The organism is Nocardia implantans, assembly GCF_035544775.1.
Taxonomy (GTDB): domain Bacteria; phylum Actinomycetota; class Actinomycetes; order Mycobacteriales; family Mycobacteriaceae; genus Nocardia; species Nocardia implantans.
In genome coordinates this window covers 233,873-258,855 of sequence record NZ_JAYKYQ010000008.1, presented here as the reverse complement: position 1 = coordinate 258,855, position 24,983 = coordinate 233,873, and the positions used below count along the sequence as shown (strand labels likewise).

Here is a 24,983-nt window from a genome sequence, read left to right as displayed (position 1 = left end):
TACCGAAAATGGCCAAGCGGATCGACGTCAAAGATCTGAACATCTACTACGGCAAGTTCCACGCCGTGTCCGATGTCTCGCTGACCGTGCTGCCGCGCAGTGTGACCGCCTTCATCGGTCCCTCCGGCTGTGGCAAGTCCACCGTGCTGCGTTCGCTCAACCGCATGCACGAGGTAACCCCGAACGCCAGGGTCGAGGGCGCGGTGCTGCTGGACGGCGAGGACATCTACGGCACCCAGGTCGACCCGGTCGGCGTGCGCCGCACGATCGGCATGGTCTTCCAGCGGCCCAATCCGTTCCCCACCATGTCCATCAAGGACAACGTCGTCGCGGGCCTGAAGCTGCAGGGCGTGCGCAGCAAGAAGGAACTGGACGAGGTCGCCGAGCGCTCGCTGCGCGGAGCCAACCTGTGGAACGAGGTGAAGGACCGTCTGGACAAGCCGGGCGGCGGCCTCTCCGGCGGTCAGCAGCAGCGACTGTGCATCGCGCGCGCCATCGCCGTGTCGCCCGACGTGCTGCTGATGGACGAGCCCTGTTCGGCACTCGACCCGATCTCCACCCTGGCGATCGAGGATCTGATCACCGAACTGAAGAAGGAATTCACCATTGTCATCGTCACCCACAACATGCAGCAGGCCGCGCGCGTGAGTGACCAGACCGGTTTCTTCAACCTGGAGGCCCAGGGCAAGCCGGGCAAGCTGATCGAGATCGACGACACCGAGAAGATCTTCTCCAACCCGTCGCAGAAGGCCACGGAGGACTACATCTCCGGTCGCTTCGGCTGATTCCGGTTGCCGAGCGGCTGTGCAGGCTGTCGGCGCATAACTCAACAGTCCAACGATTTCGCCATTGTCGGTGGCTACGGTCCGAAGACCTGTCGCAGCAGCCGCATGCGGGAAACGAAGGCCCTGGCTGCTGCCCAGGGCCTTCGTATTCGGCCGGATAGCTCGTCGGCTATTCCTCGGGCGAGGTCTCGAAGAGCGGCGTCGGGGTGGCCTGCACTCGGCGGGTATGTTCCGAGTCCGATTGCCTGTTCGCCGCCGACATCCCTCCCAGCAGGCCGGTGCTCGCCGGAGCGGTCGACGGAGAACTGGACGTGGGCGCGGGCGCAGCGCTCGGACTGCCGGAGCCGGTATCGGAGTAGCTCGCCTGCCGGACGGACGCCGGTTGGTCCTGCTTGGTTTCCGCTTGCTGCGACGAATGCGGTTTATCGGTCTTGCTGTTGTCGGTCTTGTTGTCGGTGCCCGCCGGGTTGTCGGTCTTCGAATCGGTGGATTTCGCGTTCGGATCGTCGGTTTTCGCATTCGGATCGGTGGCCGCCGAATCTTGCTTCGGCGTCCCGGTTCCGGCAGGGTCACCCGAGGACGGCGATTCCGTGGGCGTGCCGTCGGACTGGTGCGTCCCGGCGATCGTGTCGGCGGCGTTCGCGAATTTCTCCGCGGTGGTACCGGCGGCCTCGATCAGCCCCTTTCCTGCCTCCCCACCGGCTTTGATGATGTCGTCGAGATCATCGTCGAGTTTGCCGATGGATTCGATCAGCGTGGGCACATTGCCGGTGATCTGGCTGACCGAGGTGATCAAGCTCGTCACGTCCGAAGGCTTCCACGAATTCGGGTCGCTGGCCGGGCCGCTGGAAGTGGACTTGTCCTCGGACCCGGCGCCTTTGTCTTTGCCGTCCCCGGTGTCTTCGGTTTTCTTGTCCTCGCCCGTTTCGCTCTTATCTTTGCCGTCGCCGGACTCGCCGCTGTCCTGCTTGGTCGAATTCTCGGCGCCGGTCTGATCGGTGGATTGCTGGGCGGCGATCGGACTCGCTTGCGGCGTGCCCGCCGTTGTCGTCCCGTCGGACTTCTGACTGGTGTTCACCGGTGTGCCCGCGGCAGGATCCTGCTCGGTGGTCGAGGCGTCGGACTGTTTGCCGTACACCGCGAGGGCCGGGTCGTCCCCGTCGCCGGACTTGTCGCTGTCGAGCGGGTCGCCGTCGCCGAGCTGATCGGACCGGGTGCGGACGTCGCCGCCGGCCTGCTCGATCTTCGCGGCGAGGTCTGTTTGGGTGCCGAGCAGTTCGTTCAAGGCGGTGGTGATGGCGGTCTGGTAGGTGTACTGCGACTCGCCGTCCTCGTCGGAGGCGCCCGGCCCGGCAGCGACCTGCCAGTCCTCCGAGACGGTGAATCCGGCCGCGACGGCCTCGTCGACCTTGTCCAGCAATGCTTGGCGGAATCCGGCGAGGCTGGTGCCGCTGTCGATCAAGGTCTGCGCGAGTGCCTCGGTATCCAACGCCACCTTGTTCGCCGTGTCGCGGTCGCCGGCGATCCGGTCGTACGCGGCGTAATAGGCATCACCGCTCCAGTGCGCGCCCGCTGCCCGGATCTGCGTCACCGTCTGATCGATCAGTGCGACGAATTCACCATTGCGCGTGCGTATTTCCGTCCCGGCTTCGCTCAATTTCCACGGCTGCCATTCCGACCGCACCTGCGTGAGGGTTGGCGTCGTAGTCCTCACAGCTGCGCGCCCATCGCGTCGAGACCGGCACGAAACTCTTGGTCGGATACCTCGTAGTTCGCGGCGCCGCCCTTCGCGATGTTCGAAACGCGCTTGCAGCGCATGGCCATTCGCCGCCAAGCGTCTTCGACATGGGAACCCGCGGTGGAACACACTTCGCTCAGCGCCGAACCGGGCAGGACACCGCCGAGCGCATCGGTGGTGGCACGCACGGTCAAAGCGCCGATATCACCGCCGATCTTGTCCATCGACGCGGCCAACGCGCGCAGCTCCGCTGGATCGACGTTCATAACGCCCCCCTTCATACCGGATCCCCTCCGGCGTAACGCTATTCCAGAGCACTCCCGCCCCGTGCGGCTGAATCTATCATTCGTCGCCCACGAAACGTCAAGCGCAGCAAGTTCTTCGCTTACCCCTCCGCATCGGGGTCCGGCGGGAGCACGCCGGTGACCAAGAAGATCACGCGGCGGCCGATCTCGACCGCGTGATCGGCGAAGCGTTCGTAGTAGCGGCCGAGCAGCGTGACATCGACGGCGGCCGCGACGCCGTATTTCCAGTCCCGGTCCATGAGCAGTGTGAAGAGGTGGCGGTGCAGATCGTCCATCGCCTCGTCATCCTCGTTCAGCTGCGCCGCGCGCTCCGGATCACGGGTTTCCAGCACCTCTCGCGCACCGGCTCCCATGTTCACCGCGATGCGGCCCATCTCGGCGAAATAGCCGTTGACGGACTCGGGCAGGGCGTGGTTCGGATGACGCCTGCGCGCGACCTTGGCCACGTGCAGCGCGAGCGCCCCCATCCGGTTCACGTCGGCGACGATCTGGATCGTGCTCACCACTTGCCGCAAATCGCCGGCGACCGGCGCCTGCAGCGCGAGCAGAGCGAAGGCCTTCTCCTCGGCGTCCTGGATCAGTTCGGCGATCCGGTCGGACTCGCTGATCACCTGCTCCGCCAACGCGAGGTCCGCCTGGAGCAGAGCCTGGGTAGCCCGCTCCATGGCCGAGCCCGCCAGGCCCGCCATCTCGCCCAGCAGGTGCGCGAGCTCGGCCATTTGCTCGTTGTAGATGACACGCATGGAACCTGAGACTAGTTCGCCCCGCTGACCAAGTCACGAACAGGGAGTGAATGACCGGTGTGCATCATTAGCGCGGAGGTTGCCGTTGATGCGTCAATGATCGCGATCCGCAACCGCCGTCGTCGAAACGACGACATCACGACGGTTTGTGATCTGCGTCGCAGCTCCACGTGCTGTGGGCGCGGGAGGCTATTTGCAGATGTCCTCGGCGGCGTTGACGTGTTCCAAGTCCGACGGCAGCACGGCGGGCGTCGAATCCGTCGCGGTGCTCGTCGCGACGTTGGTGATGTCGTCACCCACCGGCGTCGGCGCCTTGACGGTGACGCCGGTCGCCGCGTCCGCTCCGATGACGACCTCCACGATGCCGCCGAGATCGTCGGCGGCCTCGATGGTCGCGCCGGGAATCGCGGAGGCCACGGTGGCGGCCTCGGCTTCCAGCCCCGCGGCGTAGCGGATCTTCGTCGTCGGGGAGGTGCCGTTGGCGTAATTGCCGGTGTTGTAGATCGTGAAGCCCTGGTTCCCGAGCTTGGTGGCGGCCGTACGCGCCAGGCCTTCGATCTTGGACCCGTTGGACACCAGCAGCGAGACAGCCGAAGGATCCACCGCCTTGTACTTGGCCGGTGCCGGAGCGGCCGGTGCCGGAGCGGGTGCGTTCGCCTGAACGGTCGGCTTCTCGCCTGGCAGAGGCTGATCGTCGCGGATCGCCTTGAAGATCGCCTTGATGTCGGATTCCCGGGGAATCTCGTTGCCGTAGGAGTTGGTGCCCGCGGTCGGGACGGTGATGAAGGTGACCGCGCCGGCATCGATCTTCTGCAGCGAACGTCCGAGCATCAGCAGGTCGGTTGTTTCGACCTTGGTGACCCAGGTGTGATCTTGAAGCGCACTGATGAAGCTGTTCAGCTTGCCCGGATTGAACAGCACCCTGCTGGACAGGGTGCTGCGCAGCAGCGAAGCGAGGAAGCGCTGCTGCCGGTTGATGCGGTCGTAGTCGCTGCGCTCCTCGCCGTAGACGTGCCTGGCACGCACGTAGTTCAACGCGGTCTGGCCGTCGATGCGCTGCTTGCCCGGGTGCTCGAGGATGGTGCCGAGCACGTCGTCGACGAGCGGCTTGGACGCGCACACCTCGACGCCGTCGATGGTGTTGACCATGGACTCGAAACCGGCGAAGTCGATGCCGATGAAGTGGTTGATCGACGCGCCGGTGAGGCGCTGAATCGTGGAGACGAGGCACATCGGGCCGCCGAGGTTGTAGACGGCGTTGAGCTTGTCGCCTATGGCGGACGGGTACTTCTCGTCGGTGTATTTGCCTTTTTCGTTGTCCCACCCGTTGCACTGTGGCCTGGTCACGTCCAGGTCGCGCGGGAAGGAGACCACGACGACGCGGCTCCGGTCCTTCGGGATGTGGACCAGCATGGTGGTGTCCGCGCGGGCGCCTTCGGCGTCGTCCAACGTGCCGGCGCCGAGCTGGCCGTTGGCCCCTGCGCGGGTGTCGGTGCCGACCAGCAGGTAGTTCTCGTCGCCGAGCTGGGCATTGGAGTCGACGATGTCCTCTGAGTTCTCGTCGAGGGAGGAGACCTGGGTGAAACTGTCCGTGGTCGAGCGCAAGTAGCTCCAGCCGCCGCCGGTGACCAGCAGCGCGAGCGCGGCGCTCAAAGCGAGTCCGGTTCGTCCCGTGGCCCGTAGCCGCTTGTTGCGGCGCTCCCGGGAGGCCTGCAGGCGGGTCTGGGCGGTGCCGACAGGCTTCGGCTTGGTGCTCTTGCCGTCCTTGGTAGGCCAGCCAACGCCCTTGCGTAGCGCGCGCGTCGGTTCATCGACGGGAGGGATTACGTCGGTGACCTCTTCGGCCTGCTCCGGCTCCGGACGCGCCACCGGCGCATCCGGCGCGTCGGGCGCCTGGCGCTCGGCGGGGCGTCGGCTCGTCGCGCGGGCGGCCGGTGTGGCGCCGGTGATGTCCTGGACCACCGGGGAGCTACCCGTCTGGCGCGGCGGCGAGTCCGGCGCGCGCCGGGGGCCGGCCGCGGCGCCGCGGCCATTGGCGGCGGCCGGGTCGGCGGGCCTGCGCGGAGCTTCCTGCCGAGCCTCGGCGCGGTTGATTCGTGCCGATGGAGGGCCGGCCTGCGGCGGTAGTGGCTCAGGGCGTCGGCCTCGGTTCGCCGGGGGTCCGGGAACCGGTGGCGTGGGTTCGGCGCGCCGCCCGCGGCCGTTGGCGGCGGCCGGGTCGGGTTCCGTGCGGCGGCCTCGGCTCGGCGCGGCGGCCGAGTCCGGCGGAGTCGGCTCCGCGCGACGGCCGCGACGGCCGGTGCGTTCGTTGTCGACCCGCTGGACGAGGTCCTGCACCGTCAGGGGCGCGGAACTCTGGTCGGGAACGGCGTCGGTATGGCGGGAACGGCGAGACGAATGCGCGGCGTCCCGGTCGGGGGAGTCCGCCGCGGGATACCGCTCCCACGGGGCGCGACCTCCGGGCCGTGGCGAACGCCCGTGCCGATCGTCACCCACCAACGAACCTCGCTTTTCGTCCTGCTTTCCCGCTCAGGTCACACGCGACCGGCGGCACCGATTCCGCAATGATAACGATTCCGCCACGGCGAGCCACCCCAGTGCGAAATCGAAGAGGTCACAGTGGTGTTGCGCTTGGGATTCGCTGTGCGGTTGCCGGTCACCCTCCGCTGTGCATCACATCCGCCGCGCTCGGGACCGCGGGATCGTCCGGATCGTCGAGCCAGCCGTGCGGCAGCGCGACCTTGCCCGGCGAACCCTGCCTGCCGCGCGGGCCCTCCGCGTCCTTCGGGAAGGGAACGGCCGGGTCGAGCCGGCCGACGAGATCTTCCAACTCCGCGAGGCTGCCCACCGTGGCGAACGCGCGACGCAGATCGGAGCCGACCGGGAAGCCCATCAGATACCAGGCCATGTGCTTGCGCAGATCGCGCATGGCCTTCTCCTCGCCGAGATGCTCGGACAGCAGCGCGCCGTGCCGGTACAGCACCGTGCCCACCCGGCCCAGGTCGGGCGGCGCTGGCAACGGTTCACCGCGCAATGCGGCCTGCAGCTCGGCGAACAGCCACGGCCTGCCGAGGCAGCCACGGCCGACGACCACGCCGTCGCATCCGGTCTCGTCCATCATGCGCACGGCGTCGGCGGCGGAGAAGATGTCGCCGTTGCCGAGCACCGGGATCGAGGTGACCGCTTCCTTGAGCCGCGCGATCGCGGTCCAGTCGGCTTCGCCGGAGTAGCGCTGCGCGGCCGTACGGGCGTGCAACGCGACCGCTCGCGCGCCTTCGGCTTCCGCGATGCGGCCCGCGTCCAGGTAGGTGAGATGGTCGTCATCGATGCCGATGCGGAACTTCACCGTCACCGGGACCCCCGCCGGCTCCGCCGCGCTCACCATGGCGCGCACGATGCTCCGGAACAGCGTCCGCTTGTACGGCAGGGCGGCGCCGCCGCCGAGGCGGGTGACCTTGGGCACGGGGCAGCCGAGGTTCAGGTCGATGTGGTCGGCCCAGCCCTCGCCGACGATGATCCGCACCGCTTCGCCGAGCGTGGCCGGGTCCACGCCGTAGAGCTGCATCGAGCGGGGATGCTCGTCGGCGTCGAAGGACATCATGTGCAGCGTCTTCTCGTTACGCTCGACCACCGCCCGCGCGGTGATCATCTCGCACACGTAGATGGAGGTCGGGCTGCCGAATTCCCGGCACAACTTGCGGAACGCCAGATTGGTGATGCCCGCCATCGGCGCGAGCACGACCGGCGGATCGACCGGATACGGCCCGATCCGCAGCTTGGCCATCGCCTCGGTAGTCATCGTCACGCCGACCAGTGTCTCATTTGCGCACGTGAGTCGGCCGGAGCGGGTGTGCGCACGCCGGCGCCGCCCTCGGTCTTCCAGGAGGGCGGCGCCTGTTGTGGTTCTGAAGTCCTACGCGGAGCTGCCTGCCATCGCGCGGTCGCGCTTGGCGGCCTCGCGGGCGAGCATCCGGTCGCGCTGTTCCTCGAACTTGACGACGTCCTTGCTCAGCTTCTCCAGGAACAGCCCGAGGCGCTCACGGACCGCCTCACCGCGGGCGGTGAAGTCGGTGCGATCGAAGATGTTCCACTTCTTCAGCACCGGCTGGACCACTTCCTCCAGGTGCTGACGCAGATCGTAGATGCCGTGCTTGGCCATCAACACGCCGTTGCGGCGGAAGTTCGGCATGCCCGCACCCGGCATCTGGAAGTTCTCCAGGATCAGGGTGATCGCCTCGATGGCCTGGTCGGGGGCCAGGTCGAGGGCGGCGGCGCACATGTTGCGGTAGAAGATCATGTGCAGGTTCTCGTCGGCGGCGACGCGCTGCAGCATGCGGTCGGCGATCGGGTCGTCGCAGACCTTGCCGGTGTTGCGGTGACTGACCCGGGTGGCGAGTTCCTGGAAGGTGACGTACGCGACGGAATGCAGGAAGCCCGCGTCGGCTTCCGCGGGCGATGCGAAGCCGTTGGTCATGTGGACCATCCGGGCTTCTTCGAGGGCGACCGGATCGACGCCGCGGGTCACGACCAGGTAATCCCGCATGACGATGCCGTGGCGGTTCTCCTCGGCGGTCCAGCGACCCACCCAGGTGCCCCATGCGCCGTCCTGCGAGAAGTTCTCGGCGATCTCGCGGTGATAGGAGGGCAGATTGTCCTCGGTGAGCAGGTTCGTGATCATGGCCGCCTTCGCGACCTCGCTGAGCCGGGACTGCTCCGGATCCCAATCCACGCCACCGAGTGCCGCGAAATTGCGGCCTTCGTCCCACGGGACGTAGTCGTGCGGATGCCATTCCTTAGCCATGGAGAGGTGCCGGTTGACGTTTTCTTCGGCAACCGGCTCCAACTCCGTCAGCAGTTCGAGTTGAGTCAGATCCCTTGCCATGTATGAACCCTTCAGTGTGTGCTTCCGGTCGTGCAGGTCAATCCCAAGGTAGACCGATGCCGATGCGGCCATACCTTACGGCACCGTAGGTGTGATGCGAAACGCATCCGTTAGACGATCGATGCCCTGGTGATCCACCTCATACGACGTCTTCGCCGTTCAGTGATCCACACGAGTGTATGGGCTGTTCCCGCGGCAATGGGTCTATCGACGCGGTGCTCCGAGCGTTAGCGGTCCGTGGTCGACCGCACAATCCCGGCCAGCGGGCGGATATGGACGCGAAACGCCCTGGTTCTGCGCGTGTCGGCGAATCGCGGCGAGTCCAGCTGCGATGTTCCTGTGAATTGGCGCCGAGGAAGGGCTACCGGAACGCAATCGGCGAACCGAATCAGGATTCAGTCGATGCGGGGGGCCTCCGGGGTGGGGCAGACGCCTTCGACGTCGGTCGCGACGACGCGCCCGCGGCGCTGTCGCGAGGCAGTGAAGCCATGCCGAGAGTGCCCCGCACATGACTTGTCGTCCGGATCGGACACCGGCAGAAGTTCGGCGGCTCCTTTCCGGCGTGTGAGTGCGGGCGAGAGAGACCTCGACGGCGTTGTGGGGGACACGCCGGGGATGACCCATGGCCGCTCATATCTGTTCTGTGCGGCTGTCGATGAGTAATACGCCCTGTGGAAGGCATGTTGGGCGTGAGCCGCCCGAGCTCGGCGGGGAGTGCGCGCCACCCGCTGTGATCCGGCCTCTGTGGCGGGCGCGGATGTGTTCATCAGGCTGGCGGGATCGTGGTGACGCCGAAGAAAGGCACGGATGCCCTCGCCCGTCCAGTCGTGGCCACTACCGCTTCACCGCGGCCCCACGCGTTGTGTCCTTCTACTCACGTCGCCGAGATCGGCGATGACCCCGTCTGCGCTGGGCGTGATCGCGCGGAAGTAATCGTCGAACCGGGCGCCGCTCCGCGCATTGCGGCCGCTACGCCGGAGAGTGCGCGTCCGGCGTAGGCGTCTGATCGGTACAGCCAAGGCATGATGGCGGAGAACTCCGCTGAACAGGCCGGGCGCCCGGAGTAAACCCGGACGCCCGGCCTCGGTGCCCCCAGTAGGGCTCGAACCTACGACCTGCGGATTAAAAGTCCCTTTTCGCATCCCGTATCAAACGGCCTGGACATATGTCAACAATTCGGACATGAATGTACGTCTGTTCAGCGTGTTTGCGGCTGTTTTGGTTTGTGCATTCGGGACGTGAGTGTACACATTGGTACGTCTCTCTGCCCCATGTCTGCCCCATTGGTGAAGGCCTACTGCCCCACGGGAGTAGGGAACGTTGGTGGTCTGCTGTGCCGCTGGCGATGTGAAAGCCCGAGTGGCGGTGCAGCTCATAGCCCACCAAGCGGCCGCCGAGGTCGGCACAATCGACTGGGTGACAGGATTCGTATTGACACCAGAGCGTCGTGAAGAGCTGTCCGATCTTCTTGGGGACGAAACACGCTTCCGCACTTCGTATCCCAGGGTTGCGGAGTACCTCGATACTGCCGCTGCCATACCTGGAAGCGGTGATGCCGAGGCCGACAGGGCCTTCGACATTCGTTTGCTGCACTACATGACGGGCGGTGACAGTGAGAATCCGTACTGGGACATCGTTGGTCCGTCCGTCAGTGTGGCCCCGGCCGAGCGTGGTGGGCGTCGCGAGGTCAACGGCGGTGTAGCGAAGGGCAGTGCGCGACTGGCCTACGCGCAGACGGTTCTCCAAGAGGCATATGCGTATGCGATCCCGTCGCCCGAGACGCTGGAGTGGATCACCGCCGTTTGCGCGGGTCGAGGGCTGTTGGAGATCGGCGCCGGGCGCGGATACTGGGCCGCACAGCTGCGACGCCGCGGTGTCGATGTTTTGGCATTTGACTCGGAACCGCCCGGCCAGATCGAAAATGTCTCGTTTCGTGGGGGAGCGGGGCAGTTGGATGTCTGGCACGAAGTCGGCGACCTCGCCGGCCTGGCCGCAGCGCGGAAAGCTGGCGAGGAGTCGCGTCGAGTTCTTTTCTTGTGCTGGCCGCCGGGCTGGGGAGATCCGATGTCAACCGACGCGTTGGAAGCGTTCGAGGCAGCCGGAGGCGACACGCTGATCTACGTTGGCGAACCTCGCGGCGGCAAGACCGGCACTGATGCCTTCTTTGACAAGCTGGCTTCCGGATGGGAGCAGGTTGAGGAGGACACGCAATTCGTGTCCTGGTGGAACCTGCACGACAAAGCAGAGTGCTGGACACGTAGGAAGTAGCACCGGAAGTCGCGCAAACGCGTCACCCCACTTCTCACACACTGCCATGATGTGTGTATATGTAGTTGTGTATTGGTAGGGGTAACTAACTCCTGCCTGAGTGAACGAAGCGAGGGGACTGACAGTGGCTGAACCGGCATACGTGAAGATCGCGGGTGAATACGCACGGAAGATCAGGGCTGGTGAACTCCCGCCGGGAACCCAGCTGCGGAGCTACCCGGAACTGGCGAAACGCCACGGCGTGTCGCAGATCGTGATCCGCAATGCGATCGAGTTGCTTCTCGGTCAGGGGCTGGTGCGGACCGAGCGGCGGAAGGGCACGTTCGTTGCCGACCGGCCCAATCTCACCAGGGTCTCGCCCGAGCGGCAGTTCGAGCAGCCCGAGACGACATTCGAGAACGAAGCATCGGAGCCGGTGGAGGTGGAGCGTGACATCGAGAGTGTGTCCGCTACGGAAGACCTCGCGGACAAGCTGGGCGTCAAAGTCGGCGCCGAGTTGACGCATGTCATTGTGCGCGCATCGGAAGGCGGTCGACCGATCTCCGTGTCGGATAGCTATCAGCCAGTCGGTGTGGCCGACGTCTCGGCGGCGGCGTTTCTGGAGGAGACCATCACGGACTCCCTACCGCCGGCGAGTCATGCCGAGTGGCTCAAGACTCCGTCCGGCGAGCTGGTCAAGGCTGTATTTCAGCGCTACATCGACAGCGATGAGCAGGTGCTGATGATTTCGAACATCTCGTATCCACGGGACCGATACGACGCGTTCCTGTTCCGGATGGCGCTAGAGCCTGAATCGGTCGCCACTAGCAGGCGGGAGACCTCCACCTGACCTGACTCGGACCGGCTTCGGTCGAAGCGTATAGGGGCCTGATCAATGCGTTGATCAGGCCTTTTTCATGCCCTTTGGCGTCTACGCATGTGTAGGTCTTGTGCACATACGCAACTACACATACGCTGTTGTGTATACGTAACGACAAGTCGCCAAAGGAGTGACATCTATGAGCAGACGAAGTGGCTCGGTCGGTGGACCGAAGACGCTGATCAGCCTTCGCGTCGCGGCGGAACTGGCCGGGGGAGTCCACCCGCGGACCGTCCGTCGCTGGGTGGACGGCGGACTTTTGCAGGGCTTCCAGGTCGGCCCGAGGCTCATCAAGGTCGATCGCGACCAGGTCCTCGCGCTGGTCCGGCCCTTGAATGAGACCGGAGTCGCGTAATGCGGGCGCGGACTTTTGGTTTCGCGGTCGCCGCGGTCGCGGTCGGCTACCTCGTGCTGACGGCGCCGGAAGTCGTCGGGATCACGGTAGTGCTGTTGGGCGGTTTCGCGCTGTGGCGGTCCTCGCGGCAGTGGGGGCTTCGGCGATGAGCATCAACCTGCGCAATGGGGATCACGAGCGGCAGGCACCCCCCGAGGGCGTGTTGCGGGACTACCTGGGCTCTTACGTGGTCGCCGCCAGCGAGTCGGGTGCTCCGGTGGATACCGGAGTCTTCGCGGATATCTCGGTGCACGGGTCTTTCCGGGTGCAGTACGCGGAGCATGTCGACCGGGTATGTGTTCGGGTGTTTCCGGCGTCGTCGTCGGCGTATGCCGGGATGGCGATGCAGTTGACGCTTGCGCAGGCAATCGGGCTGCGCGCGCTGCTCGACGCCGGCATCGCGGATGCGCTGGCCGCGCGTGATGACCGCGAGGCTGACATGGGCGCGGCGGTCGACGGCGACGGTGCTGAGCGGAACGAGGCGGAGCGGTGACCGCGCCATGGCGGCAGGAGCCGCCTGTTCAGGGGTACACGGTCACCCATTTCGACCGCCGTGGCGGACACAACCCGCTGCACTCGATGGCTGGTCCGGAGTTCACCGGGACCAGCGCGGTGTTCGCCCCGCTGGGTGTGTTGCCGCCGATGGTGCGGCTGGCCGCAGTCGGTGTGCTGCTGCTCATCGGGATGGGCGGGTGCACGGCGGCGTGGATCGATCAGCAGGACTACGTGCCGTCGCCGAACATCTGCCGCCCGCTCAATGCCGGGGTTCCGGCGGAACCGGCGGGGTCGTGCGTCCCGCGCTCGGAGGTTCCGGGGGTGGCACGGTGACCGCGCCCGAATCCCAGGGCGGCATTCCGGTCTACGACTGGCGTTGCGCGCCTTCGCATCTGCGGACGCGTCGGCAGTTGGCCGCGCAGGGATTGCGCCCGAATGGGCAGGACATCGCGGGCAAGGTGCAGCGTCCGCGCCGGTTGCGGGAGCCGTTGACGGCCTACCTCTATGACGTCAACCTCGCCGCGGCGAAGCGGGAAGCGACTCCCGCCCAGCGTGCGGCGTTGGCGAAGGCCACGCGGGAGCGGCAGCTGCGCGCTGCGGAGCGGCACGGCGTCGACCGTGCGGAGTTCGAGCAGATCAATGACCCCGGCCCGGGATGGGCCGATTCGACAACGACCCCGGCTGAACGGTCCCCGATTGCGGGTCACGCGTTCGCGGGGCTGGTCAACGGCCGTGGCCGTGACCGTGATGGATGGGAGCGATAGATGACGGCATATCGGATCGGTCCGGTGCCGATGACCGTGTTGACGATTCTGGCGTTCATGTATGGGGCGCCGCTGGATGTTGTCGCCCGGATGCTGGGTGTGCGGATGTCGAGTGCGTACCGGCACGTGGCGAAGTGGCGCGAAAGCAAGCTGGTTTCGTCGTTGAAGCTGCGGCCGGTGCCAGGACCGACGTGGGTGTTCCCGACCCGCTCCGCGATCGAGGGTCTGACGGGTCTGAGCACGCAGTTCTGGACGCCGACACCGAAGATGGCCGCGCACGTGCGCACCGTGCTGGAGCTGCGGTTGGCGCTGGTGGGGCTGGATCTGGAGCGGTGGATCTCCGAGCGTGAGCTGCGCGCGCAGGTCGGGCCGGTCCGGGCCGGAGAGGCGCGCCCCCACATCCACGATGGCCGGTATTACGACGAGCAGGGCCGGTTGTGGGCGGTCGAGGTCGAGCTGACCGCGAAGAACGCTGCCGCGGCCCGGATAGCGGTCGCCAAGGCCAAGCAGGCAGCGGCGAAAGCCAACTGCGACAAGCTCATCTACTACTGCCGCAACGTCGAGATCCGCAACGTGATCGCCGATGCCGCCCGCGCCGCGGCGGGTGTGGAAGGCCCCTCGATCCGAGTGGCCGGCCTCGCCGAAGCCCTCGGCGCCAGCAGCACGGTTTCCGGTTCTCGGCCCGGCCTGTCGCTGATCTCCGGTGGTGCCTCCGATCGCATTCACCACGCCACGATCGGTGGTCGTGACACCGGAGAGGCGGTGTCGTGATGAGCATCGAATTTCCGATCCACCGCGATGCGGATGTGGTGTGCCAGAGGGTGATCGATTTCCGTCCTGAGTGCGCCAAGCCCTACCCGTCGCAGGTGCCCGCCGCCCCGGAGCAGTCCCAGGTTTCGGGTACCGGCGAGGCCCCGCACATCGAGATCCACCCGAAGGCCCCGCCGATCTTCGGCGACCACGCCCCCGACGGTGACCTGTTCGGCATCACTCTGCCGGAGATCACTCTCGACGGGTTCCTCGACGCGTTGATGATCGCGGGCACCTGCGCGGTGTTCGGGCTGGTGTCGGCGGGCGCGATCTTCCTGGTCGCCAACCTGCTGGCATGGTCTCCGGCGCGGCTGCGGAACTGGACGATCGGCGCGAGTGTCGCGATGCCTGGTTCGGCGGTCGTGTTCGGCGGCATGGACTGGTCGGCGCCGCTGACCCAGTTCACCGCGGGCGCTGCCGAGCTGGTGTCGGGCAACCCCGCTCACGGCCTGGCGGCGATGACGGTGCTGCTCATCCCGGCCGCGTGGTTGACGGCGATGATCGCGTTCACCAACCGGCGGGTGCGCATCGCGACCAACGGGTTGCAGTCCCCGGCCGCCACCGAGCGGGCGTTGTGGCTGCGCACCCAGCGTGAGCAGCGGGCAGCGGCACGGATGTCGCGGTATCGGCTGCCGTTCTCCACCGGCGGGCTCAACCCACAGCCGGTGCTCGGCCGCCTGGCGACCGAGTCCAGCCAGGCCCCGGCCAAGTCGCGGACGCGGGCGCTGCTAGCGGGCACGGAGACCCGGCTGATCGTGCCGTGGATCAAGTTCAACGAGCACGGCACCGTCGTCGCCTCCTCCGGTAAGGGCAAGTCGACGCTGATGAACCGGACGTTGGTGTCGTGGTTCGTCACCGGCTGGCTGCGGCACCGGCAGTGGTGGCGCCCGCGTCGGCCCGGCCGGCCTCTGGTGCTGGTGATCGACTGCAACGGCGGCCCGGAGTCGAAGAAGTCCGCGCGGACGATGGCGCGCTGGTTCGCCGCGCTCGGTGTGCCCGCTGACCGGATCGGTGTGGTGGGTGTCGAGGACACCGACCCGCTGCACACGCAACTGAACCTGTGGGGCATCGCGGATCTCGATGATCTGCGGTCGGTGTTGTCGGCGATGATCTCCGGCGGCTCGACACCGACGACCGACACCGAACGCTACTTCCACAACCTGCGCGAGACCCTGATCCACCTGGTCGTGGATGCCCCGGAGAAGGTGGTCGACGGCAAGCCGGTCGGGCACAACCCGCCGCGGGATTGGATCGAGTTCCTGTCGCGGTTCGATCCGGTCAAGCTGGCCAAGCTGTGGGGCGGGATCTGGGACGACACCGTGCCGTGGGCCGGTGTGACCGGTGTCGATCGGGAGATCGCCTCCACGATGGCCGGGAAACAGCCGGTGATGGATTCCGCGCGCAGCGAGTTCGGCATCCTCTACCGGCTGCTGGGTGACTCCTTCGAGGGCGACAAGCAGGTCACCGACTTCGATTTCCTCTACATCATCCTCGAAGGCGTCAAAGCCGCCGACCGCGCCCGCGCCCAGTTCGCGGCCTTGGGTTGCATGCTCGAACAGCTCGCCGACAAAGACCACGGCCGCCAGGCCCTGCTGGCTGTCGACGAGTTCTCCGCGGTATCCGATGGCAAGACCCGCGCCAAGGCGTGGGTGGAGCGGCTGCGCAAGGCCGGCATCGGCTCGTGGTGGTTCGCCCAGTCCTGGAACGGTCTCGGGCACGACGACGACTCCCGCGAGGCCCTGGTCACCGCCGCCTCCGGAGGTTCGCTGCTGGGTGGGCAGGAGAAGGGCGACAAGCTCGCCGAGATCTACGGCACCCGCCGCGATTTCGACCTCTCCCGCAAGCTCATCGGCGGCTCCCAGGAAGGCGACGAGGGCAACGTCCAAGCCAACGACAAGCTGCTCGTGCACCCGAACCGGCTGCGAGCCATGGCCAAAGGCGACATCGTGCACGTCTCCGGCGGCGTCGCCCGCTTCGGCCGCGTCACCCCGCTCGACGAACGGCAACTGTCCTCGCTGCGCCCACTGCCCGGCCTGGCAGCCATGCAGACCGTCACCCGCGAGCCCGCCCCGTTGGCGCCGGTCATCGACCTGCGCAAACACCGCCACGCCTGAAACGAGAAAGAGCACCACCCATGTCTGTTCCCAACATCAACCCCGAGGACCACGGAGAGGAGATCTCCGGGCTGTCCGACGAGCAGCGTCAAGCCGAGATAGACCAGTTGGCTCCGCTCGCCGATGAACTGGCCAATCACACCACCAAGAAGCTGGTTGAGCAGATCCAGCAGCAGACACCCATCGTCCCCGACGGCGGCCAGATCGGCCGCGCGCTGGGCAAGCACGTCGACCACGCCACCCGCATCAAAGACGGGCTGCGGCTGTGGGCCCCGGCCCTGGGCACCAGCACCGGCTTCGCGGTCGCCGCCACCACCCTGCCGATGACCGGCCCGCTCGCCGTCTACGGCGCCGGGCTGACCGGATTCTCGGTGTGGATGTGCGCCGGGCGCCCCGGCCCGATCGAGTCGGTCCGCCTCAGCGGCTACGTCCTCGCCGATTCCGCCAGCTGGATCAAACGCCAGACCACCCGCCGCCGCAACGACGCGGCGGAGTCCGCATAACCCACACCGAAGGAGAAAAGGAATGTCCGACCACAGTGTCGAAGACGAGATCTTCGCGCAGGCCCGCCAGTTCAGCGCCGCGATGCGCACGGCGATGCAGCGCCACGCCCAGGCCGCGAACTGGCTGGAGCGGCGCCGGGCCCGTAAGGAGATCAGCTGCCTGGTCCGCACCGAGCGCCGCCAGCAGCAGCAGGCCCGCGCCCATCACCGCATCTGGACCAGCCAGGCCGTCGACCGCTACCGGCTGCACGCCCAAGCGGTCGCCCAGCGTGCCATCGATCCGCGGGTGGATCACGACCGCCGCGCCCGCGACGCCCGCGCCCTGGCCGAACACCGTGACCGGCTCGCGGTGCAGTTCATCGGCAACGAGCACCTGACCCGCACCGAGCAGGGCATCGCCCTCGACGGTTTGGACGCGGCGACGGTGTTCCCGGAGTACAAGACCGGCAACCTGTTCGCCCGCGCCCACAAGGTCAAGGGTCTGGAAGCGCTGCACTACCGCGCCCGAGTGGCCCGCGAGAAGGTCACCATCGACCGCTACGCCGACCGCGAGCGGCTGGAGTGGCAGCAGGGCCTGGACGCCGCGCACCGCGCCAACGCCGAGGAGGCGCTGCTCGCGCGGATCGACGCCGCCCAGGCCCACCGGCACCGCTATACCGCGCAGATGACGTGGACCGATCCGGACGGCGGGACGCTCACCGAGTCCCGGTCGTTCGCCACCGAGCACACCGCCACCGAATGGTTGCAGCGCAACATCGGCCGCACGTCGTGGTCGGACGGCACCACCCTGGCGGTGGAGACCCGCGACACCCTCAACGCCGCCAAGCAGTACATCGACCACGGCCGCCCCGAGACCGTCGCCGACCAGCTCGCGGCCAGGGAGGCCGTGTTGCGGGAGCGGACACTGGCCGGGCAGGTGCACCGCGAACAGGACACGACACAGGTCCGTGAGGCCGAGCAGGGGCAGCAGGCGGAGCGGTTCAGCAGCACCGTCACCTACCTGCCGCAGAACGCCAACCAGGTGGTGCACGAGCGCGGCGCCCACGCGACCGAGGCGGACTCGGCGCGCTGGACCGCGCAGCAGCTGGCCGGGATTCGGCCGGCACCCGGCACCACCGTGCATGTGGCCGCCTTCGATCTGGCCGACGAATGGCGTCCGGAGCGGGTGTTCCGCGCTGAAGGCGGCCGGTCGATGGTCACCGACGAAGTGAGCCAGTGGCGGGAGGGGATCGACCGGGGCTCGTCCGCGCAGGAGCGCGGAGAGCAGCAGCTGCCCGCGCCGGTGCAGCAGGTCGCGGCCGAGCGTGACCAGCTCGCCGAGGATCTCGCGCAGCGTGGTCGTGAGATCGAGCAGCTGTCCGGCGATTTGGTCGACGCCGCCAACCTCAACAACCAGCTGCGCAATCGGCATCGGTTGTCGATCGAGCACAACAACGAGCTGACCGAGGCCAAAGCCCGGCTGACTCGGCAGTTGACCGCGGTCACCGCCGAGCGTGACCAGTTGCGCGGCGAGCGCGACGAGGCGGTGGCGAAGCTCGCCGAGCGCACACCGGCGCACGAGCGTTACGGCAGCCCGGAGCGCCAGGCCGAGCAGGCCGGGGCCGAGGCGGCTGCCGCGAACGGAAACACCACCGGCCGCGTGCCGATCAAGGGCCACGCCTTCGCGGGCCTGGTCAACGGCCGCAACCGGGACCGGGAAATGGAGATGGAGCTGTGAGCACCAACGAACTGGATGACCTGTACATCAACCGCTACGCCGGACGCGTCGAGAACCCCGAGGAGGTGTTGATGCGGGCGGACTTCGACCGGGTGAAGGATCTGAGCGAGACCGCGTTCCATGCCGAGTCCGAAGAAGACATGGACCGGATCTTCGACAAGGTCGATGAGATCACCGTTTCCTGGACCAGTCGTCACGATGACCTCGGAGCGGCTTACCGGTACCTGCGTGACGCCTACGACGACTGGAAGTCCGCGCCGGACGCCATGCGACGTCTGCATGCGCAGATCGCCGCCGACGAGGCCCAGGGCATTCGGGTGCTTTCCGGCATCGAGTGGCGCAGCCAGCAGCACGCCCGCGAACTGACCGGCAACGGCGCTTGGGTAGTCGAGCCCCACTCGGTCGAGCAGGCCCCCCAGCAGCTCGCCGCCGCCGAACGCCGCGACTCCTGGTCGGATCCGGCCGAGGCAAACCCGAACGCGGCACCGGTCCCGGTGTCCAGCTCGTTCGCCGCCGCCCGCACCGCGGAGCTCGCCGAACAGCGGCACCCGATTCCGGGGCACGCGTTCGCGGGCCTGGTCAACGGCCGCGCCCAGGGGCAGGAGATGGAGCGGTGAACGCCGAGGATCGGACGGTGGCGGATCTGATGATCGATCTCGTCCGCTCGGACGACCTGGACGACGCGGTCGCCGCCTACTACGCCAAGCGCGTGTCCGACCCGCAGGAGGCGGCGTGGCGGACCGATTACACCCGCGCCTACATCCTGCGAGATCGGGCCGAAGACGCTCCGTGGCCCGACCACCCCCGCGCGATCGAGCTGCGGGCACAGGCTCGTGCGATCCAACAGCGGTGGACTGCCGATCCGGCCGTGGCGCCCCGGTGGGCGGAGATGGACGACGTGCTCGCGCACACCGCTTACGTGGGTCTGTTCCACCAGGCGTCTCCGGTCATGACGAGCGAGGCACCGCCCGGCATGGACCCGATGACGTGGCGCAGTCGTGTGCAGGTCCGCGACATGACCGGCCACGGCCGATGGGCTGCCGGCCACGCCACAGAACCCGCCCAGCAGCGCCCGATTCCGGGGCACGCGTTCGCGGGCCTGGTCGCCAACCGCGATCGGGGACAGGAGATGGAGCGGTGACCGCGATCCACGAGACCGACGCTCCCGTCGGCGGGTTCGAGCCGCTGCGCCCGTACGGGCCGACCGCGCCGGGTGAGTCCTACGCCGAGCTTCAGGCCCGGCTGATCGCGGCCAACGAACGCGCGGCCGTGCTGGAGGAGCAGCTGGCCGCAGTGACCGCGCGGCTGGACGCCGCCGAGCATCAGGTCGCGGATCTGGAGGACCGTAACCGGGAGCTTGCCAGCGATCTGGACGACGCGCTGGATATCGCGGGCGAGAACGCGCTGCACGCCGATCGTGAGCGGTTGGTCCCGAAACCGCTCTACGGGCACGCGTTCGCGGGCCTGGTCACCAACCGCAATCGAGAAGGGATCGAACGATGAGCGACACCCTGTCTCCCCCTGACGCCACTGTGTCGCCGTCTGGTGTCGCCGCGTCGCCCGCTCCCGCGACCACTGCGACACCGGTGTCGCCGCCGTCGTGGAACGCCGCTGAGGCTGTCGCCTTGCTGTCGCTTGCGGCCGTGTCGATCGCGGCGTTCTTCTGGTCGGCGATCGCGCTGCACGGCGTGGCGGTCATGTCCGGTATCGATTCCCGATTGGCGTGGGGCGCCCCGGTGATCGTGGACGGCCCGATCGTCCAGGCCGCGTTCTCGCTGGTGGCGTTGAACCGGCGCGAGAAGATCGGCGTGGTGGTCCCGGCCGCGACTCGCCGGTTCTTCTGGGCCGAGCTCGCTGCCGCTGAGCTGGTGTCTTTGATCGGAAACGGCGTCCACGCTTGGAAAGCCGATGGTCTGCTGCTGCCCGCTCCCGCAGCCGCGGTGGTTGCCGGAGCCGCTCCGATCGCCATGCTGGCCGTGACGCACGCGCTCACCGCGCTGATGGAGGTCCCCCGCACCCCGGTCCCGCAGGCGACAGCACCCGTCGCGGCGGCGACAACCGGCGACATCACCGCGAAATCGGGCGACACCGAGGCGACACCCGCCGACACCGAGGCGACACCGGCCGAGATCGATGCGACAGCAGCACGCGACGCGGAGATCCTGCGGCTGCATCAGGCCGGCCTTTCCTACCGCGAGATCGCCCCGATCGTCGGGTTGCACCACGGCTCGGTCGGCAAGATCCTCGCTCGCCTCAAGACCGAAGGCGACACCGGTCGCGAGCAGCTGGCGTTGCCCGCACCCCACAGCGTCCGGCTGATCGCCGGATAACCCCACACCCAACAACCGATAACCAAGGAGTAACCCCCAATGACATCGTGGATCATGACCGAGGAGCCGAAGGTCATCCGCAGCGCGTTCGGCAAGGCCGACGAGCCCGGCACGACGGTGGCCGGCCTGGTCGTCTCCCAGGAGCTGGCCGTGCAGAAGGACCCGAAGACCGGCAAGCCGAAGCTCCGTCAGGGCAACCCGATCCGGCAGCTGGAAGTCGTCATCCTCACCGGGTGGCAGACCGATCCGGACGACGACGGCGCCCGCAAGCTGTTCGTGCGCGGCAACCTGCAAAAGGCCATCCGCGCGGCGATCCTCGCCGCGGGCGATGACGACCTGCGCAACGGCGCCCGGCTGACCATCCAGTACACCGGCACCGGACAGGCGTTCAACGCCGACTACGCCCCGCCCAAGCTGTATCGCGCGAAGTACGAGCCGCCCACCGACGACTCCCTCGCCGAGGTCGCCGCGTACCTGGGCCAGGACGACGAGTAGCAGCCGTCTGACCCGCGTCTGACCAGCAAGAAGGCCCCTGCCGAGTCCCAGTCGGCAGGGGCCTTCGCGTGCCTGGCGCAGCTGGACACCAGGCCTGTCCCATTGTTCGCCACCCGCCCGCCGACCGAAACGCCGGGCGGGTTTCTTTGCCCCTGGGTGGTGGCGCTTGCGCCTCCACCGGGGCAGGCCACCGGCCTGCCCCATAACGCCTGCTCTTCCCGCGCAGAGGCTCCAAGGTCAAGGGTGGCCGTAGGCCATCGCCGCAGGCGACGCGCAGCGCCCTTGAGGTTGGAGGGGCGCGGGAACACAATGCAGGCGCCACCACCTAGGGGCACGCGGCCGAAGGCCGCGCACGGCGTCACGCGCCGCTACTCCAAACGAATTGCCGATCGATAGCCCGCAGCGGCTCCGTAGCTTCTCGCCGCGGTCCCGCGATCCTCTGTTCTTTTCAGGCTGGCACCGAGGACTGGGCTGGGTTTCTCGTGTCCGGATTCCGGTTCTGGCAGCTGATCTTGTGATCTGACGGAGTGCGAAAAGCTAGTGAGAACAGAGCGAAACGCCAGCCAAAAGTGGAGACAACTTGTCGCAACTTTTCGTAGGCCGTACCTCACTCCCGCCTCCCTCCCTGACCTGCGTAAACGACGCTGCGCGTCGTTGGATCCCTCCCCCCTCCCAGTTCCACATCTCATACCCACTTCGTGCGCACGAGATGTGGAACTGGGAGGGGGGAGGGATTCAAGATCAAATCAGGTCAGGGAGGGAGGCGGGGGTGAGGAGAAGAAAGAAGGGTTGAGTTGGGCGGGTATCGGTGGGTTTGCGAGTGGATTGCCTTGGGAGACGATTCCAGCTGGTCGACTCGTGTGCGTCGGCTGCGGTCTACTGATCCGCGGATGCCGCTCGAAGCTGGGACTGCAAGGCGCAGCAGGTCATCGGAGTAATGCGCGAGCGCTGGGCGCCCGCGTGCGCGAGCCGAGGGCTCGCGTGGTCCGCGCGCGGTGTGCTGGCTGCTCCTCCGGTATGGCCTTACTGGGGCTATCACGACGACAACGACCATCAAGGGCGCTTCGCGTCGCCTGCGGCGATGGCCTGGCGGCCACCCTTGACGGCCGCCGTCGTCGTGATCGAGTAGCCCCAGGCCATACCGGAGGAGCACCCAGCACGAGCCCGAGCCGCGCGCTGTGGACCAGGGAAAGCTGCGCAGCCGAAGGCTGCGAGGCGGGGCTCTGCCCCAGCGCCCCGCCCTCGCCGGGAGGCAGGGCCACCCAGAGGGGCAATTGATCAGCGGACTCATGGATACCAAGACGCGGCTTGCGTAACCGTTGGTAACGCACATGCAGGTGACTGTGTACTAAATAGTCCACAACTTCGGTGGTGTAAATCTGTCGTCCAATGCTGCTGCTGGTAGAACTTCTTACATGCTTGACCAGCATCGCGGAGGTCCGTACGTCGGCTCGTCTTCGATGACGTGTGACAGCAAGTCTGCAAGATGTGTGAAATAGTGCTATTGCGCAAACGGAGAACGGGGATCTTGCAAAAGCGATCATTGCGACCTCTGTAGATATATAGCATGAGATATTTGGCAGCGAGTTAGACTCACGGACCGAGTTAGGAATGAAAGTGTACTTTAGAAGTCTTCGCATTGAGAACTTCAGGGGCATTCGACTCTTTGAAGTGAACAATCTTTCTGATTTCGTGATGGTGGCTGGACCGAATGGGTGTGGAAAGTCATGCGTTTTCGATGCGATTAGGCTGTTGAAAAGCGTCTATGGCGGATATCAAGTTAATGAGTGGCACCACTTCTTTAGCGAGTTGCAGATTGATATCAACAATCCTGCACACGTCAAGCGCCTCTTCCGCGACCCCTCCCTGCCGATAAGAATTGTGGCAACGGTCGAGTTGCCAGTCGAAGAAAGAGAATATGTACGTGCGCACGCGGATGAAATTCTCGAGCCATGGCTTTGGATGATGGAGACGGGACAGGATGTCTCGTATCGTCGCTTCGCTCATATGGTTATGGCATCTCCAGATCCTGTGCGGGTCGATCTGGTTAAGCAGAGGGTGAGAGAGACGATGCCTTCCTTGCTGGAGGCGCTTGACAGGCCGACTTCCGAGATCGGTATCACAATTGAGCCGGGTAAGAACCTAATTGAATCGATCCCTAATATTGCTGCGGCACTCGTATTTGCGACCTATGATCCTGGAAATATCGGAGTGATTGAGTATCACAGCGCGTCTCGTGCATACAATAGAGAGACCGTCGGTGGGATCGATCTGAATACTCAGAACTTTGAGGACCAGAGGCGTCAGAGTTCGTTGTACAACTGGCAGAACAAGTATACCAATATAAAGACGGAATTAGCTGCTACATACCTGCGTGGACTTGTGGCCCGTGAGGCCAGTCAAGATTTGAATGAGACAACGGTAAACGACACTATCAAGGAGATGTTCAACCAGTTCTTTCCAGACAAAGAATATCTCGGTGTCCTGCCAGAAACTGGTGGTGGCCTGACGTTTCCGGTCAGGCTTAAGAGTGGTGAAACCCACGATATCAATGAGTTGAGTTCCGGAGAAAAGGAGATAGTCTACGGGTATCTCCGATTGCGAAACTCGGCCCCTAAGTTCTCAACGGTGCTGTTGGACGAGCCTGAGCTCCATCTCAATCCCGGTCTGTTAAGAGGGCTAGTTCAGTTCTATCACCAGCACCTCGGAAAGGAGCAGCAGAACCAGTTGTGGCTCGTTACCCACTCGGATGCTTTGCTTCGTCAAGCGGTCAGTAGCGGCGAAGGTTTCAGTGTCTACCACATGACTCCCATGGGTGCTGCTGAGAGTGCAAGCGACAATCAAGCTATCCCGGTGCTGGCAGATGATGACCTGAAGAAGGCGACGATCGCCATTGTCGGAGACCTGGCTAGCTTTAAACCTACCGGTAGAATCGTAATTGTCGAGGGCGGGGGAGATAGCGAATTCGATGCCTCCGTGCTGGAAAGGCTTGCCCCAGAGTTCGCGGCACGTGTCAACATTGTGAGTGGTGGTGACAAGACCCGCGTGAAGGCACTATACGACACTCTGGAAAAGTCGGGGGACAAGTTTGGATCCGCCGGTAGATTCTTCGCAATTGTGGATCGCGATTTCGAGCAAGACGAGACTCCGCAAAATGCCAGAACCCTTAACTGGAACGTCTACCATATCGAGAATTACCTGCTCAACGATAAGTATATCCTTTCGGCCGTGAATACTATTCTTGGTCGTGCGCGCTTCGATTCCACTGTGCAGGTTGCGGATGCGCTTAGAGATAGCGCAAAGGGTGTGATTGACCCGGTTCTATTTGAACGTGTCAAAAGTATGGTGAACTCCCGGATTGTGAGTGCGATTAAACTTGGCGGAAGGTCGGACGCGAAAGATCCGTCGATGGAGCTGTCGCCAAGTATAGATTCCACTTTCAAACGTCTTGAAGGTGTAAGAAAAATGCTTACCGAGACCGATGCCGTCCAAGCGTATGCTGAAGAGGAGCGGCAGCGTTTCGAGTCTGCAATTGACGACGGTTCTTGGCGTGAAATACTCCCGGGTAGACTGATATTGAAGCGATTCGCTAACGATATTTTGGCCGGGAAATCTTCTTACGAGACGCTGCGAAATGTCATCCTTGCTGGTATGGAGACAGATAGCTATTGCCCGGAGGGTATGAAGCAGATCATCGATTCCATCCTGGCGACGCCTATTGAGGCCGAATAGCCTGTCTGTTCGGCTGTGGGGCACGAACCGATTGAAGGGTGGGCCAGTC

General features: G+C 65.7%; 23 protein-coding genes. 17 read left to right on the top strand and 6 right to left on the bottom strand.

What is annotated here, in order from left to right:
* The first annotated feature begins 8 nt into the window (after window positions 1–8).
* Complete coding sequence (gene pstB, locus U3653_RS20355; protein WP_195078185.1) at window positions 9–785, top strand: phosphate ABC transporter ATP-binding protein PstB; 777 nt, start codon at window positions 9–11, stop codon at window positions 783–785.
* A 169-nt stretch (window positions 786–954) separates the two neighbouring features.
* Here the strand turns inward: pstB and U3653_RS20350 are convergent, their stop codons facing one another.
* From U3653_RS20350 to U3653_RS20325, 6 genes are all read right to left on the bottom strand, one after another.
* A complete protein-coding gene (locus tag U3653_RS20350; protein WP_195078186.1) occupies window positions 955–2,469 on the bottom strand; it encodes a hypothetical protein in 1,515 nt (504 codons plus the stop codon).
* 26 nt (window positions 2,470–2,495) lie between these two features.
* Window positions 2,496–2,789, bottom strand: a complete 294-nt coding sequence (locus tag U3653_RS20345) for a hypothetical protein (protein WP_195078187.1) — start codon at window positions 2,787–2,789, stop codon at window positions 2,496–2,498.
* Window positions 2,790–2,908: 119 nt separating this feature from the next.
* On the bottom strand, window positions 2,909–3,571 hold the full coding sequence (gene phoU, locus U3653_RS20340; RefSeq protein ID WP_067795247.1) for a phosphate signaling complex protein PhoU: 663 nt from the start codon (window positions 3,569–3,571) through the stop codon (window positions 2,909–2,911).
* 189 nt (window positions 3,572–3,760) lie between these two features.
* On the bottom strand, window positions 3,761–5,533 hold the full coding sequence (locus tag U3653_RS20335) for an LCP family protein (RefSeq protein ID WP_323124127.1): 1,773 nt from the start codon (window positions 5,531–5,533) through the stop codon (window positions 3,761–3,763).
* A 694-nt stretch (window positions 5,534–6,227) separates the two neighbouring features.
* Complete coding sequence (gene dusB, locus U3653_RS20330) at window positions 6,228–7,355, bottom strand: tRNA dihydrouridine synthase DusB (protein ID WP_323124163.1); 1,128 nt, start codon at window positions 7,353–7,355, stop codon at window positions 6,228–6,230.
* 129 nt (window positions 7,356–7,484) lie between these two features.
* The gene (locus U3653_RS20325; RefSeq protein ID WP_195078189.1) at window positions 7,485–8,453 is read right to left on the bottom strand and encodes an acyl-ACP desaturase; all 969 of its coding nucleotides are present in this window, start codon (window positions 8,451–8,453) and stop codon (window positions 7,485–7,487) included.
* Between the two features lie 1,359 nt (window positions 8,454–9,812).
* Between U3653_RS20325 and U3653_RS20320 the strand changes: the two genes are divergently transcribed.
* The 16 genes from U3653_RS20320 to U3653_RS20245 all read left to right on the top strand — a co-directional run bounded on the left by U3653_RS20320 (window position 9,813) and on the right by U3653_RS20245 (window position 24,934).
* Entirely contained in the window at window positions 9,813–10,721 is a 909-nt protein-coding gene (locus tag U3653_RS20320; protein ID WP_323124128.1) for a class I SAM-dependent methyltransferase, read from the top strand.
* Between the two features lie 124 nt (window positions 10,722–10,845).
* Window positions 10,846–11,550: a GntR family transcriptional regulator gene (locus tag U3653_RS20315; RefSeq protein ID WP_195078190.1), complete on the top strand. Its 705-nt coding sequence runs from the start codon at window positions 10,846–10,848 to the stop codon at window positions 11,548–11,550.
* A gap of 169 nt (window positions 11,551–11,719) precedes the next feature.
* A complete protein-coding gene (locus U3653_RS20310) occupies window positions 11,720–11,935 on the top strand; it encodes a DNA-binding protein (protein WP_195078191.1) in 216 nt (71 codons plus the stop codon).
* A gap of 145 nt (window positions 11,936–12,080) precedes the next feature.
* A complete protein-coding gene (locus tag U3653_RS20305) occupies window positions 12,081–12,467 on the top strand; it encodes a hypothetical protein (protein ID WP_195078192.1) in 387 nt (128 codons plus the stop codon).
* Window positions 12,464–12,802 (top strand): hypothetical protein, encoded by a 339-nt coding sequence (locus tag U3653_RS20300; RefSeq protein WP_195078193.1) that lies wholly within the window; start codon window positions 12,464–12,466, stop codon window positions 12,800–12,802. Before U3653_RS20305 ends, U3653_RS20300 begins: the two co-directional genes overlap by 4 nt.
* Window positions 12,799–13,233, top strand: a complete 435-nt coding sequence (locus tag U3653_RS20295; RefSeq protein ID WP_195078194.1) for an RRQRL motif-containing zinc-binding protein — start codon at window positions 12,799–12,801, stop codon at window positions 13,231–13,233. The genes U3653_RS20300 and U3653_RS20295 overlap by 4 nt, the downstream gene beginning before the upstream one ends.
* A complete protein-coding gene (locus U3653_RS20290; RefSeq protein ID WP_195078195.1) occupies window positions 13,234–14,004 on the top strand; it encodes a hypothetical protein in 771 nt (256 codons plus the stop codon).
* Window positions 14,004–16,157 carry a type IV secretory system conjugative DNA transfer family protein gene (locus U3653_RS20285; protein WP_195078196.1) on the top strand — a complete coding sequence of 718 codons (2,154 nt, stop codon included), beginning with the start codon at window positions 14,004–14,006 and terminating at the stop codon, window positions 16,155–16,157. Before U3653_RS20290 ends, U3653_RS20285 begins: the two co-directional genes overlap by 1 nt.
* Window positions 16,158–16,177: 20 nt before the next feature.
* Window positions 16,178–16,660 carry a hypothetical protein gene (locus U3653_RS20280; protein ID WP_195078197.1) on the top strand — a complete coding sequence of 161 codons (483 nt, stop codon included), beginning with the start codon at window positions 16,178–16,180 and terminating at the stop codon, window positions 16,658–16,660.
* 22 nt (window positions 16,661–16,682) lie between these two features.
* Window positions 16,683–18,377 (top strand): coiled-coil domain-containing protein, encoded by a 1,695-nt coding sequence (locus U3653_RS20275; RefSeq protein ID WP_195078198.1) that lies wholly within the window; start codon window positions 16,683–16,685, stop codon window positions 18,375–18,377.
* Complete coding sequence (locus tag U3653_RS20270; RefSeq protein ID WP_195078199.1) at window positions 18,374–18,994, top strand: hypothetical protein; 621 nt, start codon at window positions 18,374–18,376, stop codon at window positions 18,992–18,994. Before U3653_RS20275 ends, U3653_RS20270 begins: the two co-directional genes overlap by 4 nt.
* Window positions 18,991–19,518 carry a hypothetical protein gene (locus U3653_RS20265; RefSeq protein ID WP_195078200.1) on the top strand — a complete coding sequence of 176 codons (528 nt, stop codon included), beginning with the start codon at window positions 18,991–18,993 and terminating at the stop codon, window positions 19,516–19,518. Before U3653_RS20270 ends, U3653_RS20265 begins: the two co-directional genes overlap by 4 nt.
* Window positions 19,515–19,880, top strand: coding sequence for a hypothetical protein (locus U3653_RS20260; protein ID WP_195078201.1), 366 nt, complete (start codon window positions 19,515–19,517; stop codon window positions 19,878–19,880). Before U3653_RS20265 ends, U3653_RS20260 begins: the two co-directional genes overlap by 4 nt.
* Window positions 19,877–20,707: a DUF2637 domain-containing protein gene (locus U3653_RS20255; RefSeq protein WP_195078202.1), complete on the top strand. Its 831-nt coding sequence runs from the start codon at window positions 19,877–19,879 to the stop codon at window positions 20,705–20,707. The genes U3653_RS20260 and U3653_RS20255 overlap by 4 nt, the downstream gene beginning before the upstream one ends.
* Before the next feature lie 39 nt (window positions 20,708–20,746).
* Window positions 20,747–21,202: a hypothetical protein gene (locus U3653_RS20250; RefSeq protein ID WP_195078203.1), complete on the top strand. Its 456-nt coding sequence runs from the start codon at window positions 20,747–20,749 to the stop codon at window positions 21,200–21,202.
* A gap of 1,611 nt (window positions 21,203–22,813) precedes the next feature.
* Window positions 22,814–24,934: an AAA family ATPase gene (locus U3653_RS20245; protein WP_195078204.1), complete on the top strand. Its 2,121-nt coding sequence runs from the start codon at window positions 22,814–22,816 to the stop codon at window positions 24,932–24,934.
* Window positions 24,935–24,983: the final 49 nt, after the last annotated feature.

Bases quoted from the DNA above. Each gene is read 5' to 3' on its own strand.
- U3653_RS20280 (WP_195078197.1), top strand. From the start codon at position 16,178: ATGTCTGTTCCCAACATCAACCCCGAGGACCACGGAGAGGAGATCTCC.
- U3653_RS20290 (WP_195078195.1), top strand. From the start codon at position 13,234: ATGACGGCATATCGGATCGGTCCGGTGCCGATGACCGTGTTGACGATT.
- U3653_RS20245 (WP_195078204.1), top strand. From the start codon at position 22,814: ATGAAAGTGTACTTTAGAAGTCTTCGCATTGAGAACTTCAGGGGCATT.
- U3653_RS20250 (WP_195078203.1), top strand. From the start codon at position 20,747: ATGACATCGTGGATCATGACCGAGGAGCCGAAGGTCATCCGCAGCGCG.
- U3653_RS20255 (WP_195078202.1), top strand. From the start codon at position 19,877: ATGAGCGACACCCTGTCTCCCCCTGACGCCACTGTGTCGCCGTCTGGT.
- U3653_RS20305 (WP_195078192.1), top strand. From the start codon at position 12,081: ATGAGCATCAACCTGCGCAATGGGGATCACGAGCGGCAGGCACCCCCC.
- pstB (WP_195078185.1), top strand. From the start codon at position 9: ATGGCCAAGCGGATCGACGTCAAAGATCTGAACATCTACTACGGCAAG.
- U3653_RS20310 (WP_195078191.1), top strand. From the start codon at position 11,720: ATGAGCAGACGAAGTGGCTCGGTCGGTGGACCGAAGACGCTGATCAGC.
- U3653_RS20325 (WP_195078189.1), bottom strand. From the start codon at position 8,453: ATGGCAAGGGATCTGACTCAACTCGAACTGCTGACGGAGTTGGAGCCG.
- U3653_RS20345 (WP_195078187.1), bottom strand. From the start codon at position 2,789: ATGAACGTCGATCCAGCGGAGCTGCGCGCGTTGGCCGCGTCGATGGAC.
- U3653_RS20285 (WP_195078196.1), top strand. From the start codon at position 14,004: ATGAGCATCGAATTTCCGATCCACCGCGATGCGGATGTGGTGTGCCAG.
- dusB (WP_323124163.1), bottom strand. From the start codon at position 7,355: ATGGCCAAGCTGCGGATCGGGCCGTATCCGGTCGATCCGCCGGTCGTG.
- U3653_RS20275 (WP_195078198.1), top strand. From the start codon at position 16,683: ATGTCCGACCACAGTGTCGAAGACGAGATCTTCGCGCAGGCCCGCCAG.
- phoU (WP_067795247.1), bottom strand. From the start codon at position 3,571: ATGCGTGTCATCTACAACGAGCAAATGGCCGAGCTCGCGCACCTGCTG.